Origin of the sequence: Scandinavium sp., assembly GCF_051650185.1 — a bacterium.
Lineage (GTDB): Bacteria > Pseudomonadota > Gammaproteobacteria > Enterobacterales > Enterobacteriaceae > Scandinavium.
Genome location: NZ_JBOFIN010000140.1, coordinates 38,999 through 52,717, shown reverse-complemented (window position 1 = coordinate 52,717; position 13,719 = coordinate 38,999). Strand labels below are relative to the sequence as shown.

15 protein-coding genes and 1 pseudogene are annotated in these 13,719 nt (G+C 54.3%); 11 read left to right on the top strand and 5 right to left on the bottom strand.

Annotation, left to right across the window (positions count from 1 at the left end; all coding sequences use genetic code 11):
• Positions 1–35 precede the first annotated feature (35 nt).
• Positions 36–2,195 carry a bifunctional acyl-ACP--phospholipid O-acyltransferase/long-chain-fatty-acid--ACP ligase gene (gene aas, locus ACRCWW_RS19315; RefSeq protein WP_438683826.1) on the top strand — a complete coding sequence of 720 codons (2,160 nt, stop codon included), beginning with the start codon at positions 36–38 and terminating at the stop codon, positions 2,193–2,195.
• Entirely contained in the window at positions 2,188–3,381 is a 1,194-nt protein-coding gene (gene lplT / locus ACRCWW_RS19310; protein WP_438683825.1) for a lysophospholipid transporter LplT, read from the top strand. The genes aas and lplT overlap by 8 nt, the downstream gene beginning before the upstream one ends.
• A gap of 110 nt (positions 3,382–3,491) precedes the next feature.
• On the opposite strand, the gene ACRCWW_RS19305 is transcribed toward lplT, so the two are convergent.
• The 5 genes from ACRCWW_RS19305 to ACRCWW_RS19285 form a co-directional block, all read right to left on the bottom strand.
• Positions 3,492–4,532: an NADP(H)-dependent aldo-keto reductase gene (locus tag ACRCWW_RS19305; RefSeq protein WP_438683824.1), complete on the bottom strand. Its 1,041-nt coding sequence runs from the start codon at positions 4,530–4,532 to the stop codon at positions 3,492–3,494.
• Positions 4,533–4,664: 132 nt separating this feature from the next.
• Positions 4,665–4,883 carry a YgdI/YgdR family lipoprotein gene (locus ACRCWW_RS19300; protein WP_097162008.1) on the bottom strand — a complete coding sequence of 73 codons (219 nt, stop codon included), beginning with the start codon at positions 4,881–4,883 and terminating at the stop codon, positions 4,665–4,667.
• Positions 4,884–5,007: 124 nt separating this feature from the next.
• Positions 5,008–5,721, bottom strand: coding sequence for a TerC family protein (locus ACRCWW_RS19295; RefSeq protein WP_438683823.1), 714 nt, complete (start codon positions 5,719–5,721; stop codon positions 5,008–5,010).
• A 70-nt stretch (positions 5,722–5,791) separates the two neighbouring features.
• Positions 5,792–6,478 carry a DNA mismatch repair endonuclease MutH gene (gene mutH / locus ACRCWW_RS19290; protein ID WP_438683822.1) on the bottom strand — a complete coding sequence of 229 codons (687 nt, stop codon included), beginning with the start codon at positions 6,476–6,478 and terminating at the stop codon, positions 5,792–5,794.
• 56 nt (positions 6,479–6,534) lie between these two features.
• Positions 6,535–6,720 carry a hypothetical protein gene (locus tag ACRCWW_RS19285; RefSeq protein ID WP_438683852.1) on the bottom strand — a complete coding sequence of 62 codons (186 nt, stop codon included), beginning with the start codon at positions 6,718–6,720 and terminating at the stop codon, positions 6,535–6,537.
• On the opposite strand from ACRCWW_RS19285, the pseudogene ACRCWW_RS19280 reads away from it, so the two are divergent.
• The 9 genes and pseudogenes from ACRCWW_RS19280 to ACRCWW_RS19240 form a co-directional block, all read left to right on the top strand.
• A pseudogene (locus ACRCWW_RS19280) lies at positions 6,666–6,797 on the top strand (hypothetical protein); the annotation flags it as partial. The gene ACRCWW_RS19285 and the pseudogene ACRCWW_RS19280 overlap by 55 nt on opposite strands.
• A 364-nt stretch (positions 6,798–7,161) precedes the next feature.
• Positions 7,162–7,692: an RNA pyrophosphohydrolase gene (gene rppH / locus ACRCWW_RS19275; RefSeq protein WP_404658392.1), complete on the top strand. Its 531-nt coding sequence runs from the start codon at positions 7,162–7,164 to the stop codon at positions 7,690–7,692.
• 12 nt (positions 7,693–7,704) lie between these two features.
• Positions 7,705–9,951, top strand: a complete 2,247-nt coding sequence (ptsP, locus tag ACRCWW_RS19270; protein WP_438683821.1) for a phosphoenolpyruvate--protein phosphotransferase — start codon at positions 7,705–7,707, stop codon at positions 9,949–9,951.
• A 183-nt stretch (positions 9,952–10,134) separates the two neighbouring features.
• Positions 10,135–11,007: a prolipoprotein diacylglyceryl transferase gene (lgt, locus tag ACRCWW_RS19265; RefSeq protein WP_438683820.1), complete on the top strand. Its 873-nt coding sequence runs from the start codon at positions 10,135–10,137 to the stop codon at positions 11,005–11,007.
• Between the two features lie 6 nt (positions 11,008–11,013).
• A complete protein-coding gene (gene thyA / locus ACRCWW_RS19260; protein ID WP_438683819.1) occupies positions 11,014–11,808 on the top strand; it encodes a thymidylate synthase in 795 nt (264 codons plus the stop codon).
• A 168-nt stretch (positions 11,809–11,976) separates the two neighbouring features.
• Entirely contained in the window at positions 11,977–12,447 is a 471-nt protein-coding gene (locus ACRCWW_RS19255; RefSeq protein WP_438683818.1) for a prepilin peptidase-dependent protein, read from the top strand.
• The gene (locus tag ACRCWW_RS19250; protein WP_438683817.1) at positions 12,438–12,995 is read left to right on the top strand and encodes a prepilin peptidase-dependent protein; all 558 of its coding nucleotides are present in this window, start codon (positions 12,438–12,440) and stop codon (positions 12,993–12,995) included. The genes ACRCWW_RS19255 and ACRCWW_RS19250 overlap by 10 nt, the downstream gene beginning before the upstream one ends.
• A 14-nt stretch (positions 12,996–13,009) precedes the next feature.
• Complete coding sequence (locus ACRCWW_RS19245; RefSeq protein ID WP_438683816.1) at positions 13,010–13,399, top strand: DUF2509 family protein; 390 nt, start codon at positions 13,010–13,012, stop codon at positions 13,397–13,399.
• The gene (locus ACRCWW_RS19240; RefSeq protein ID WP_438683815.1) at positions 13,384–13,704 is read left to right on the top strand and encodes a prepilin-type N-terminal cleavage/methylation domain-containing protein; all 321 of its coding nucleotides are present in this window, start codon (positions 13,384–13,386) and stop codon (positions 13,702–13,704) included. The genes ACRCWW_RS19245 and ACRCWW_RS19240 overlap by 16 nt, the downstream gene beginning before the upstream one ends.
• Positions 13,705–13,719 lie beyond the last annotated feature (15 nt).

Below are 13,719 nucleotides of genomic sequence, written 5' to 3'. Positions count from 1 at the left end.
CTGCAAACAGTCTTTTGATGCCAAATGGAGTTGATATGCTTTTGGGCTTTTTCCGTTTTCTTTTCAGGGTGATGTTTCGGGTTCGGATGACCGGAAATGCGGCTGTGCTGAACCAGCCGAAAGTGCTGATCACCCCCAACCACGTCTCTTTTATTGACGGCATGCTGCTCGCGCTGTTTTTACCCGTGCGCCCGGTGTTTGCGGTCTATACCTCCATCAGCCAGAAGTGGTTTATGCGCTGGTTGGCCCCCATCGTGGATTTCGTCCCGCTGGACCCAACCAAGCCGATGTCCATCAAGCATCTGGTGAGGATGATCGAAAGCGGCCGTCCGGTGGTTATCTTCCCGGAAGGCCGTATCTCCACAACCGGCTCGCTGATGAAAATCTATGACGGCGCAGCGTTTGTGGCGGCAAAAGCGCAAGCGGTGGTGGTGCCAGTCCGTATCGAAGGGGCTGAGCTGACGTTTGCCAGCCGCCTGAAAGGGCTGGTGAAACGTCGCTTTTTCCCGCGTATTGACCTGCATATTCTGCCACCGACCTCGCTGCCGATGCCGGAAGCGCCCCGCGCACGCGATCGCCGTAAGATTGCGGGCGAAATGCTGCATCAGATAATGATGGAAGCACGCATGGCGGTGCGTCCGCGTGAAACGCTGTATGAATCGTTGCTGACAGCGCAGTACCGCTATGGCGATCGCAAAGTTTGTATCGAAGATATTAACTTCCAGCCTGACACCTACCGCAAGCTGTTAACCAAAACGCTGTTCGTGGCGCGCATTCTGGAAAAATACAGCAAGCAGGGTGAGAAAATTGGCCTGATGCTGCCCAACGCAGGGATCAGCGCCGCGGTGATTTTCGGGGCAATTGCCCGCGGTCGCGTTCCGGCGATGATGAACTACACGGCAGGGATTAAAGGGCTTTCCAGCGCAATCACTGCTGCGGAAATCAACACCATTTTCACCTCCCGTACGTTCCTCGATAAAGGCAAGCTGTGGCATCTCCCAGAGCAACTGACGCAAGTGCGTTGGGTCTTCCTCGAAGATCTGAAAGGCGACGTGACGACTGCCGATAAGCTGTGGATTTTCGGCCATCTGTTGGCTCCGCATCTGGCACAAGTTAAACAGCAGCCGGAGGACGCGGCCATCATCCTGTTTACCTCGGGTTCTGAAGGCAACCCCAAAGGCGTGGTGCATAGCCACAAGAGCATTCTCGCCAACGTCGAGCAGATCAAAACCATTGCCGACTTCACCGCGGAAGACCGCTTTATGTCGGCGCTGCCGCTGTTCCACTCCTTTGGTCTGACTGTCGGTCTGTTCACGCCGCTGCTGACGGGCGCAGAAGTCTTCCTCTATCCAAGCCCGCTGCATTACCGCATCGTTCCGGAACTGGTCTACGATCGTAACTGTACCGTGCTGTTTGGGACCTCAACGTTCCTTGGGCATTATGCTCGTTTTGCCAACCCGTATGATTTCCGCAAGATTCGTTATGTGGTCGCCGGGGCGGAAAAACTGCAGGAGAGCACTAAACAGCTCTGGCAGGACAAATTCGGTCTGCGCATCCTCGAAGGGTATGGCGTAACCGAGTGTGCCCCGGTGGTCTCCATTAACGTACCGATGGCAGCAAAACCGGGCACCGTTGGGCGTATCCTGCCTGGCATGGATGCACGTTTATTGGCGGTGCCGGGCATTGAGCAGGGCGGACGTTTACAGCTCAAAGGGCCGAACGTCATGAACGGGTATTTGCGCGTAGAAAACCCGGGTGTGCTTGAAGCGCCAACGGCGGAAAACCATAACGGTGAAGTGGAAAGCGGCTGGTACGACACCGGGGATATCGTTCTGTTTGATGAGCAAGGCTTTGTTCAGATTCAGGGGCGCGCGAAGCGCTTCGCGAAAATCGCCGGGGAGATGGTATCGCTGGAAATGGTTGAGCAATTGGCCCTGTCAGTGTCACCAGACAAGATGCATGCCACGGCTATCAAGCAAGACGCCAGCAAAGGCGAGGCGCTGGTGTTGTTTACCACCGATAATGAGCTGACGCGAGAGAAGCTTCAGCAACAGGCGCGAGCGAGTGGCGTGCCGGAGCTGGCTGTGCCACGCGATATTCGTTTCCTGAAGCAAATGCCGCTGCTCGGCAGCGGTAAACCGGACTTCGTCACCCTCAAGGGTATGGTCGATCAGGCGGAAAACCATAATGAGTGAGTCAGTACACACTAACACGTCGCTGCGATCGAAAGGCATGCTGGCGGTCATCTGCGCCCAGTTCCTGTCTGCGTTTGGCGATAATGCTTTGCTGTTTGCCACGCTGGCGCTGATGAAGCAGCAGTTCTATCCGGACTGGAGCCAGCCGATCCTGCAGATGGTGTTTGTGGGCGCTTACATTCTCTTTGCCCCGTTTGTCGGGCAGTTTGCCGACAGCTTCCCGAAAGGCCGGGTGATGATGGTCGCCAACGCGATGAAGCTGATTGGCGCGGCGTCTATCTGTGCTGGCGTGAACCCGTTTATCGGCTACACGCTGGTGGGGGTGGGCGCGGCGGCTTACTCTCCGGCCAAATACGGCATTCTGGGTGAATTGACCACTGGCGATAAGCTGGTGAAAGCCAACGGATTGATGGAGTCTTCCACCATCGCGGCTATCCTGCTGGGCTCCGTGGCGGGTGGGGTACTCGCCGACTGGCACGTGCTGGCGGCACTGGGCGTTTGCGCCGTTGTCTATGGCGGAGCGGTTGTCGCCAATATGTTTATCACCCGTTTGCCTGCGGCAAGGCCGGGGCAGTCGTGGCGCTTTAAGGCCATGACGCAGAGCTTTTTCTCAGCCTGCAAAACGCTATGGTTAAACCGCGAAACTCGCTTCTCGCTTGTTGGCACCAGCCTCTTTTGGGGCGCGGGCGTCACGCTGCGTTTTCTGCTGGTGCTGTGGGTGCCTGTGGCGCTGGGTATTACGGATAACGCCACACCGACGTACCTCAACGCGATGGTTGCGGTGGGCATTGTGGCAGGGGCTGGGGCCGCAGCAAAACTCATCACCCTGGAAAACGTCGCGCGCTGTATGCCTGCGGGTATTTTGATTGGCGTGCTGGTGGTTATCTTTGCCGTGCAACATGCTCTGCTGCCTGCTTACGGGCTGTTGTTGCTGATTGGTGTTTGCGGAGGGTTCTTTGTCGTCCCGCTCAATGCCTTGCTACAGGAACGCGGCAAGCATACTGTCGGCGCGGGCAATGCCATTGCTGTGCAAAACCTGGGTGAAAACAGCGCGATGCTTATCATGCTTGGCCTGTATTCACTGGCGGTGATGGTCGGTATTCCGGTCGTGGGCGTTGGGATTGGCTTTGGTGCGTTGTTCGCTTTGGCGATTGTCGTGCTTTGGGCCTGGGGTAAAAAACGCTAGACATTGCCTGGCGGCGCTTCGCTGGTACAGGCCTACAGTTTTTGTAGGCCGGATAAGCGCAGCGCCATCCGACAGTAAAAAGGGAACCTGGCGGTTCCCTTTTTTACATCCTACGGTGCCGGATAGGTATACACCTGATGCACAGCTTCAATTTCTGCCAGAACTTCTTCGCTCAGCTCCAGGTGATAGCTCTCCACGTTGGTTTTGAGCTGTTCCATCGTCGTTGCGCCCAGTAAGGTGCTGGCCACGAATGGCTGGCGACGGACAAATGCCAGCGCCATCTGTGCCGGGTCAAGGCCGTGGCGTTTCGCGATATCGACATACGCTGCAACGGCTTTCTGCGCTTGCTCACCGCTGTAGCGAGTGAAACGGCTGAACAGCGTATTACGCGCTCCCGCTGGTTTGGCTCCGTTGAGGTATTTACCTGTCAGCGTGCCAAACGCCAGGCAAGAATACGCCAGCAGCTCAACGCCTTCATATTGGCTCACTTCCGCCAGACCCACTTCGTAGCTGCGGTTCAGCAAGCTGTACGGGTTCTGGATTGTCACGATACGTGGCAGGTCATGTTTATCTGCCAGATGCAGGTAGCGCATCACACCGAATGCGGTCTCGTTCGAGACGCCGATGTAGCGAATCTTGCCCGCACGCTGGAATTCTGTCAGGGCTTCAAGGGTCTCAAGCAGCGTGACTACTGGCTGTGACTCGGTCCACTGATAGCCCAGTTTGCCGAAGCAGTTAGTGGCACGCTGCGGCCAGTGAACCTGATAGAGGTCGAGATAATCGGTTTGCAGTCGTGTCAGGCTGTTATGCAGCGCATCGCGAATATTTTTGCGATCGAGTGCCTGATTAGGGCGAATCCCGCTGTCGTTATTACGCGATGGCCCGCTGACTTTTGAAGCCAGAACCAGCTTTTCGCGGCTGCCGTGTTTTGCCAGCCAGTTTCCGACGTAGGTTTCTGTTAACCCTTGAGTTTCCGGGCGAGGCGGAACAGGGTACATCTCTGCGACGTCAATCAGGTTAATGCCCTGAGAAACGGCGTAATCGAGCTGTGCATGGGCGTCGGCTTCGCTGTTTTGTTCACCAAACGTCATTGTGCCAAGCCCCAGAGTACTGATCTCCAGTGAGCTGTGGGGGATACGGTGATAGTGCATAGCCGCCTTCCTTTATATGAATCAACAACGTCAGGCGTGACCCGCCCGACAAAGGAATATAAACATGGCAGATGCGAGGAAAAAGCGGAAGCAAAAAATCAAAAAAGGCCAGCGTGGCTGACCTGTTTTCTTTTAGCGCTTAATGATTTGGGAGACATCGTCACGGTTGATTTGCATTCTGTTGCCTTGCTGATCTTCGTAACTGATGAGGCCAGTATCATCATCAACTTCTGGCTTACCGTCCGTCAGGATCATACGGCCATCTTTTGTTGCCATCACGTAGTCACTGCTGCAACCGGAAACAGCAAAAGCCAGACCTACCGCGGAGATCAAAACTGCCCATTTTGTCATCGTTATCACCCTTATATGACCGCAACTCCTATCATTCTAGTAATAACCCGGTAAGCAGTAAGTAAAAAGCAGTAAAATCTTAAAAAGATTGCGGGGCAGCGCGCAAATTGGCGCTGCCAGATGTTTAAAGCGGATTCTTTTTGTTTCGCAACAGGTTAAGGCTTTCCACCGCAATAGAGAAAAACATCGCGAAATAGATATAGCCCTTCGGCACGTGAATACTGAAGCTCTCCAGCATTAAGGTGAAGCCCACCAGAATCAGGAAGGAAAGCGCCAGCATTTTGACGGAAGGGTGCCGATCAACGAACTCGCCAATCGGACGCGCGGCGAACATCATCACGCCAACGGCAATCACCACGGCGGCCATCATAATAAACAGATGATCGGAAAGCCCGACGGCGGTGATCACGGAATCCAGGCTGAAGATGATATCCAGCAGCATGATCTGCACAATTGCGCCCATGAAGGAGTGAACATTCGTTTTGATCCCCTCCTCTTCGCCTTCAATGGATTCGTGGATCTCTTTACTGGCTTTCCAGATAAGGAACAACCCGCCAAACAGCAAGATCAGATCGCGGGCCGAGAACGAATGCTCAAATAGCGTAAACAGCGGGTTCGTCAGCCTCACCACCCAGGCGATAGACGCCAGCAGTGCCAGACGCATGAGCATTGCCGCCATGAGCCCGATGCGGCGCGCATGGTTACGCTGTGCGGTGGGGAGTTTCGCAACGACCAAAGAGAGGAAAATAATATTATCGATACCAAGGACAATCTCGAGAATGGTCAGTGTTCCAAGAGCCATCCACGCGTTGGGATCGGTTATCCATGCAAATAACATTGTAAATCCTGCCAACATATGAAAAGCGCAATTATAGGCCTTTGTGGCGGGTTAACCCAAACGAATAGTGTCAGAGCAAAAAGTGGTGAGCGAGCAGGGCAGCGGTGAAATTCTTCTTCAGATAGAACCCGCGGGGCAGCGTCAGGATCGGCTCGCCATGAAGCCCTACGGCTTCCGTTCGCGCTTTGCTATTGGCGGCTTTTGGTCGAAGCTGTAAAACCTCACCGTGGCGGGCCGTAATGCGTTCTACCTGCCCGAGCACAATCAGATCCATCAGTTCTTCCCAGTCCATCCGCAGCTGATGTTCCTCTTCTTCATTTGGGCTCCATAGCAGCGGCGCCCCCACGCGACGATCCGCAAGGGGAATTGAGCGTTCACCTTCGACAGGCACCCAAAGCACACGTTTGAGCTTATGGCGGACATGGCTGGTTTCCCATGTCACGCCGCTGTTGCCTGTGAGTGGAGCCACGCAGACAAATGTGGTTTCGAGAGGGCGTCCATTGCTATCGACAGGGATCGTCTTCAGTTCGACGCCCAGTGCGGCAAAGTCTTGCTCTGGTTTACTGCCCGCGCTGGCACCCAGCCAGATTTCGAGCAGGACACCGATCCAGCCTTTATCACGCTTCAGATCCGGGGGGATCGGGAGTTTCGCCATCGTTGCCAGCTCACCCAGGCTGAATCCCGCCAGTTGCTGTGCCTGGCTCAAAAGTTGAGCTTCTGACAGCGGGGGATGACGCAATGGAGTAAGAATGGACATAACGCGACGCCTTTGGTGAAAAAATGAGCGGGGATTTATCCCGTTGTGGAAGAAGTTTACCTCTTTCTGGAAAACTTAACCAATGCGATGATTTTACGGCATTTTTTATTCGCAGAATGACCTTTTTCTAACAGGCTAAAAAGGTTTCCCCCATTCTGGTCACTGACAATGAACAGGATCTTACACCCTGTTATCCACAGAAAAATGGGATAACTGTGAAAAAGTGCCACTACTGTTTCGATTTACAGCCTTGACGTGCGACGAAAATCCAATTTTCACACAAAAAGTGTTTAAGTTAGTGGCACAATCTGTGGATAAAAACGACGTTGCTCGATCTTTCATCAGTGAAAGGATCCCCTGTGTGATGGACGTCACGTTGTTGCAGGTTTAATGAAAAATAACTACGCTAAGCTAATGAATAAATTACTATTATAATTACAGCAATAATGTACGCATTTCGGAGTATTCAGGTTTTTCCCGCGGTAATTCCACACTTCTTCACAAGTCTATCCACAGAAAAAGTGAATAAAATGGCGCTGAAAAGGCTCCCGCTGTTTATAACTTTGATGATTACTGTGAGTTATTCAAATGTTATCCGGTGTTACTGCCGAAAGAGAGTGGTTTACCGTTTCCGGCGAGTGTGAAACAATCGTTCACATTGAAGATTATTTAGAGGTAGTCCGGTGATTGATGACGATGGCTACCGCCCAAATGTTGGAATTGTAATCTGCAACCGCCAGGGCCAGGTGATGTGGGCCCGGCGGTATGGTCAGCACTCCTGGCAATTCCCTCAGGGAGGGATAAATCCAGGCGAATCTGCTGAACAGGCAATGTATCGGGAATTGTTTGAAGAGGTCGGTTTAAGCCGTAAAGATGTACGGATACTGGCTTCTACCCGAAACTGGCTGCGCTACAAGTTGCCAAAACGTTTGGTGCGTTGGGACACAAAGCCGGTTTGTATCGGCCAGAAACAAAAATGGTTTCTTCTGCAGTTGATGAGCAGCGATGCCGACATCAACATGCAAACCAGCAGTACACCGGAGTTCGATGGCTGGCGTTGGGTAAGTTACTGGTATCCGGTGCGTCAGGTGGTGTCGTTTAAACGCGATGTCTACCGTCGGGTGATGAAAGAATTCGCGGGTGTTGTCATGTCGCTGACGGAGGCCCCTCCTAAGCCGCAAAGCGCGCCTGCCTGGCGACGTAAAAGAGGTTAAGCCACGCACATTATGCTCACCCGGTTGCGAGAAATCGTCGAGAAAGTGGCCAGTGCGCCCCGTGTTAACGAGGCTCTCGATATTTTGGTCACGGATATCTGCCAGGCAATGGAAACCGAGGTCTGCTCGGTTTACCTGGCCGATCACGACAGGCGCTGTTACTACCTGATGGCGACACGGGGGCTGAAAAAGCCACGAGGCCGTACCATTACGCTCGCATTCGACGAGGGTATTGTGGGCCTGGTGGGGCGCCTGGCGGAGCCTATCAACCTTGCTGATGCGCAAAAACACCCCAGTTTCAAATACATCCCCTCTGTAAAAGAAGAAAAATACCGTGCCTTCCTTGGGGTGCCGATCATTCAGCGTCGCCAGTTGCTTGGCGTGCTGGTTGTTCAGCAGCGGGAACTTCGTCAATACGATGAAAGCGAAGAGTCCTTCCTCGTTACGCTTGCCACGCAGATGGCAGCCATTCTTTCCCAGTCGCAGCTAACCGCGCTGTTCGGGCAGTACCGCCAGACTCGTATTCGCGCGTTGCCTGCTTCCTCGGGCGTGGCGATTGCTGAAGGCTGGATGGATGCCACGCTTCCGTTGATGGAGCAGGTCTATGAAGCTTCCACGCTGGACACCGCGCTGGAACGCGAACGCCTGACAGGTGCACTGGAAGAGGCCGCGGGCGAGTTTCGCCGCTACAGCAAGCGCTTTGCAGCCGGGGCGCAGAAAGAAACGGCGGCCATTTTCGATCTTTATTCACACCTGCTTTCTGACGCCCGTTTGCGTAAAGAGCTGTTTGCTGAAGTGGACAAAGGCTCCGTTGCTGAATGGGCCGTCAAAACCATCATTGAGAAATTCGCCGCCCAGTTTGCCGCGTTAAGTGATGGCTATCTCAAAGAGCGCTCTGGAGATTTACGCGCACTTGGGCAGCGCCTGCTTTTCCATCTTGATGATTCCATTCAGGGCGCGAATGCCTGGCCCGAGCGCTTTGTGCTGGTGGCGGATGAGCTTTCTGCGACCACCCTCGCAGAAGTGCCGCAAGACAGGCTGACAGGCGTTGTGGTGCGAGACGGTGCGGCCAACTCGCACGCCGCAATTATGGTTCGTGCGCTGGGTATTCCGACGGTGATGGGCGCGGATATTCAGCCTTCGGTCCTGCATGGCCGCATGCTGGTGGTGGACGGCTATCGCGGCGAGCTGTTGGTCGATCCTGAGCCGGTACTGCTGCAGGAATATCAGCGCCTTATCAGCGAAGAAAACGAGCTTAGTCGCATCGCTGAAGACGACGTGGATCGTCCGGCGCAGCTGAAAACAGGTGAACGAGTTAAAGTCATGCTCAATGCGGGCCTCAGCCCGGAACATGAGCAAAAACTCGGGAGCCGCATCGACGGTATCGGTCTGTACCGTACCGAAATTCCGTTTATGCTGCAGAGCGGCTTCCCGTCTGAAGAAGAGCAAGTTTCCCAGTATCAGGGCATGTTGCAGATGTTCAACGACAAGCCGGTCACGCTGAGAACGCTCGATGTCGGTGCGGATAAACAACTGCCGTACATGCCTATCAGTGAAGAAAACCCTTGCCTGGGCTGGCGTGGTATCCGCATCACGCTCGACCAGCCGGAAATTTTCCTCATCCAGGTTCGCGCCATGTTGCGAGCCAATGCGGCGACAGGGAATCTCAGCATTCTGCTGCCGATGGTGACCAGCATTGATGAAATCGATGAGGCAAAACGCCTGATTGAACGTGCCGGGCGAGAAGTGGAAGAGATGATTGGCTATGAAATTCCAAAGCCTCGTATCGGCGTAATGCTCGAAGTGCCGTCGATGGTCTTCCTGATGCCGCACCTGAGCAGCCGGGTGGATTTCATTTCTGTCGGAACTAACGATTTAACGCAGTATCTGCTGGCGGTGGATCGCAACAACACGCGCGTGGCGAGCATCTACGACAGCCTCCATCCGGCGCTGTTGCGCGCGCTGTCGATGATTGCGCAAGATGCCGAACGCAACGGCATCGATCTGCGAGTGTGCGGTGAAATGGCAGGCGATCCGATGTGCGTCACCATTCTGATTGGCCTTGGGTTCCGCCACCTTTCCATGAACGGGCGCTCTGTGGCTCGCGTGAAATACATGCTTCGCAACATCGAACTGGCAGATGCGCAGAATCTGGCCCAGCGCAGTCTCGAAGCCCAGCTCACCACGGAAGTGCGCCATCAGGTGGCCGCATTTATGGAACGCCGTGGGCTGGGTGGTTTAATTCGCGGCGGCCGCTAATCCCGAAGACCCTCTTCATCAAAGAAGAGGGTTCTTACATTTAGCTATACAGATCTTTTACATCTTTCCTCGCCTCACCCTTTCCCGGCTTATGCTATCATTCGCCACTTTGGAGTAGCCGTTTGGCTGCTGATCGCTACCGCTGACCACTTTCAGCGGAATAACAAGTATTTGTGGTGACAGATGAACAGTGGGTATCTGCATTTCCCGGACTTCGATCCGGTGATTTTCTCCATCGGACCGGTTGCGCTTCACTGGTATGGCTTGATGTACCTGGTGGGCTTTGTGTTCGCCATGTGGCTGGCAACGCGCAGGGCAAATCGTCCCGGCAGCGGCTGGACGAAAAACGAAGTCGAAAACTTGCTGTATGCAGGCTTCCTCGGGGTCTTCCTCGGCGGCCGTATTGGCTATGTCCTGTTTTACAACATGCCTGTTTTCCTGCAAGACCCGCTCTACCTGTTCCGCGTCTGGGACGGTGGAATGTCCTTCCACGGCGGCCTGATTGGCGTGATCGTGGTGATGGTCGTCTTCGCAAAACGCACCAAGCGCACCTTCTTCCAGGTAGCCGATTTCATCGCGCCACTTATCCCATTTGGTCTGGGCTGCGGGCGTCTGGGCAACTTTATCAACGGTGAGCTGTGGGGCCGCGTTGATCCGAGCTTCCGCTTCTCCATGCTGTTCCCGGGCTCCCGTGCGGAAGACCTGGCGCTGCTGCCATCGCACCCGGAATGGCAGTCTCTGTTTGATCAATACGGCGTGCTGCCGCGTCATGCCTCGCAGCTCTATGAGCTGGCACTTGAAGGCGTCGTGCTGTTTATCATCCTTAATTTGTTTATCCGCAAACCGCGTCCGACTGGCTCGGTATCAGGGCTGTTCCTGATTGGCTACGGCTTATTCCGCATCATCGTTGAGTTTTTCCGCCAGCCAGATGCGCAGTTCACCGGCGCGTGGGTGCAGTACATCAGCATGGGGCAAATCCTGTCCATTCCGATGGTGCTCGCGGGTATTATCATGATGGTTTGGGCTTATCGTCGCCCGCAGCAACAAGTCTCCTGAGGAACCATGAAACAGTATCTTGATTTGATGCAAAAGGTGCTTGATGAAGGCGCCCAAAAAAATGACCGCACCGGCACCGGCACGCTGTCGATTTTCGGCCACCAGATGCGTTTTAACCTGCAGGAAGGTTTCCCGCTGGTGACGACCAAGCGCTGCCATCTGCGTTCAATCATTCATGAGCTGCTGTGGTTCCTGAAAGGCGACACTAACGTGGCTTACCTGCATGAAAACAATGTCTCCATTTGGGATGAATGGGCAGACGAGCAGGGTAATCTTGGGCCGGTTTACGGCAAGCAGTGGCGCGCGTGGCCGACTCCGGATGGTCGTCACATCGATCAAATCACCACTGTCATGAACCAGCTGAAAAACGATCCGGATTCACGCCGCATCATCGTTTCTGCCTGGAACGTGGGCGAACTGGATAAAATGGCGCTGGCGCCGTGCCACGCGTTTTTCCAGTTCTATGTGGCAGATGGTAAGCTCTCCTGCCAGCTGTATCAGCGTTCCTGCGACGTGTTCCTCGGCCTGCCGTTCAATATCGCCAGCTACGCATTACTGGTGCACATGATGGCGCAGCAGTGTGACCTGCAAGTCGGTGATTTTGTCTGGACGGGGGGCGATACGCACCTCTACAACAACCACATGGAACAGACTCACCTGCAGCTGACCCGCGAGCCGCGAGCACTGCCAAAGCTGATTATCAAACGTAAACCGGCGTCTATCTTTGACTACCAGTTTGATGACTTTGAAATCGAAGGCTATGACCCGCATCCGGGCATCAAAGCACCAGTGGCTATCTAATCTGAGTCACGCTTCTCCAAACCGGCCAATGGCCGGTTTTGTTTTTTCTGAAGCGCGCTTCCTCTGTTAATGCAACGGCCTGCAACTCGCGCCGTTTCTGCTGAATCCTCCTCGTAACGTTTTGATTTCCTGTTCGCATTGTCTTTTCTTAAGCGACATAGTTCGCCCATGAAACGAGAACAGGGTTATACCCTCATTGAAATGCTGGTCGCGATCTCACTGGTGATGATCCTAAGCGCAGGCGGGCTTTATGGCTGGCAGCGCTGGCAGCAGCAACAGCGGCTTTGGCAAACGGCTTCGCAGGTCAGGGACTATCTGGTGATGTTGCGAAACGACGCAAACTGGCATAACCGCGATCGTCTGCCGCGAAAAGAAAGCCACGGCACAAGCTGGTGCCTGAATGCGGCAGACGAAGGCACAGCGGATTGCACCGCTGAACATCTTTTCGTGCTTCGTCCGCAGTGGCCTGAAGTGGTGATCAGTGAACTGACTCCGTCGTTGGCGTTTTACGGCTTACGCAATACTGCCTGGCCGGGACACATCACGCTTAAAAGCGGAGAGACCAGCTGGAAAATAGTTATCTCTAACTGGGGACGAGTCCGCTTATGCAGGGACGGGAGTGACATCACGTGTCAGTAAATCAACAGGGGTTTTCGCTGGTGGAGGTGCTCATCGCGATGGCGATCAGCAGCGTACTCCTTCTTTCTACTGCGCGTTTTTTGCCAGCATTACAAATGATGGCGATAAAACAAACTCAGCGTCAGGCGCTGAACGAGGAAATCTGGCAGCGCATGTTTACAATTTCTCGCCTGATCCAGCGAGCAGGCTTTTGCCGGGGAACCTGCGTCGGAGAAGGGCTTGAACTTGAACCCCATTGCCTGCTCTCTCGCTGGGACAGCAACCTGAACGGCAGGTGGGAAGACACACCTGCCAACACGGCTGAAGTGACCGGCATCAGGCTGCAAAATGGTGCAATTGAAACGCTTCGCGGGGCAACAAACTGCACGGGAAAAGGATGGGAGAAAATGACGGACCCTGATTTTATGCTGATCGACGACTTCAGCATCATCCGGCACGACAGCAACGGGTTTCCACCTGAGTTTACGGTGAACCTGCAAGGGCATTTGAAATCGCGCCCGGAAACTCAGGTCTCCGCCAGCTACAGCGTGACAGGGCATAATCTGTGAAGAATGAGCAAGGTATGTCCTCTTTGCTGCTGGTACTGCTGATGTTGGTGCTCGGCAGCCTGACATTGCAGGGGCTGGGTGCTCAGCATCAGGCGTTGCTCTCGCAAGCCAGCATAGAAATGACCGCATTGCAGGAGAGCGCCAACGCAGATTCTTTACTGGAGTGGGGAGGCGTTAATTCCTGGACGTTGGGCCAGGAGGAGCAATGTGTGCAACCGGCTATTTATAAAGGGCGTGTTTGTTTGCGAGTTTTTGAAGATGACACGGTACTTTTGATGGCTAACAGCGGCGAGCAGTTTCGTTGGCGAACAGGGGTTTTAGCTAACAACGCTCTTCAGTTTGATAGCCACGGCTGGAGTGATTTCTGCCCACGGAAGGACGCAGCACAATGCCTGCTTCCTTAAATCGTGAGCAAGGCTTTAGCCTGCCGGAAGTGCTGCTTAGTGTGGTGCTAATGATTATGGTGGTCACTGCGCTTACCGGTGGACTCAGCCATATCGCCAACGGGGATGCGCAGCTTAATCATTACCGACAGCTCTGGCGCGAAGCATGGCGGCAAACACAGCGGCAAAGCACACCTCCAGGTGAAAACTGGCAGGCCAACCGTGTGCAGACAAGTTACCAAAGATGTGTCAGCATCTCAGTCACGATCACCACGCCATTGGGCCGACAGGGGAAAATGTCCCGTCTGCATTGCCCACACCGTTAATGGCTTAACCGCGAG

What these genes read in the sequence shown, in the direction of transcription:
- ACRCWW_RS19255 (WP_438683818.1), top strand. Translation starts at nt 11,977, where the DNA reads ATGAAACGAGAACAGGGTTATACCCTCATTGAAATGCTGGTCGCGATC.
- lplT (WP_438683825.1), top strand. Translation starts at nt 2,188, where the DNA reads ATGAGTGAGTCAGTACACACTAACACGTCGCTGCGATCGAAAGGCATG.
- ACRCWW_RS19305 (WP_438683824.1), bottom strand. Translation starts at nt 4,532, where the DNA reads ATGCACTATCACCGTATCCCCCACAGCTCACTGGAGATCAGTACTCTG.
- ACRCWW_RS19295 (WP_438683823.1), bottom strand. Translation starts at nt 5,721, where the DNA reads ATGTTATTTGCATGGATAACCGATCCCAACGCGTGGATGGCTCTTGGA.
- ACRCWW_RS19240 (WP_438683815.1), top strand. Translation starts at nt 13,384, where the DNA reads ATGCCTGCTTCCTTAAATCGTGAGCAAGGCTTTAGCCTGCCGGAAGTG.
- ptsP (WP_438683821.1), top strand. Translation starts at nt 7,705, where the DNA reads ATGCTCACCCGGTTGCGAGAAATCGTCGAGAAAGTGGCCAGTGCGCCC.
- ACRCWW_RS19300 (WP_097162008.1), bottom strand. Translation starts at nt 4,883, where the DNA reads ATGACAAAATGGGCAGTTTTGATCTCCGCGGTAGGTCTGGCTTTTGCT.
- aas (WP_438683826.1), top strand. Translation starts at nt 36, where the DNA reads ATGCTTTTGGGCTTTTTCCGTTTTCTTTTCAGGGTGATGTTTCGGGTT.
- ACRCWW_RS19245 (WP_438683816.1), top strand. Translation starts at nt 13,010, where the DNA reads ATGTCCTCTTTGCTGCTGGTACTGCTGATGTTGGTGCTCGGCAGCCTG.
- lgt (WP_438683820.1), top strand. Translation starts at nt 10,135, where the DNA reads ATGAACAGTGGGTATCTGCATTTCCCGGACTTCGATCCGGTGATTTTC.
- mutH (WP_438683822.1), bottom strand. Translation starts at nt 6,478, where the DNA reads ATGTCCATTCTTACTCCATTGCGTCATCCCCCGCTGTCAGAAGCTCAA.
- thyA (WP_438683819.1), top strand. Translation starts at nt 11,014, where the DNA reads ATGAAACAGTATCTTGATTTGATGCAAAAGGTGCTTGATGAAGGCGCC.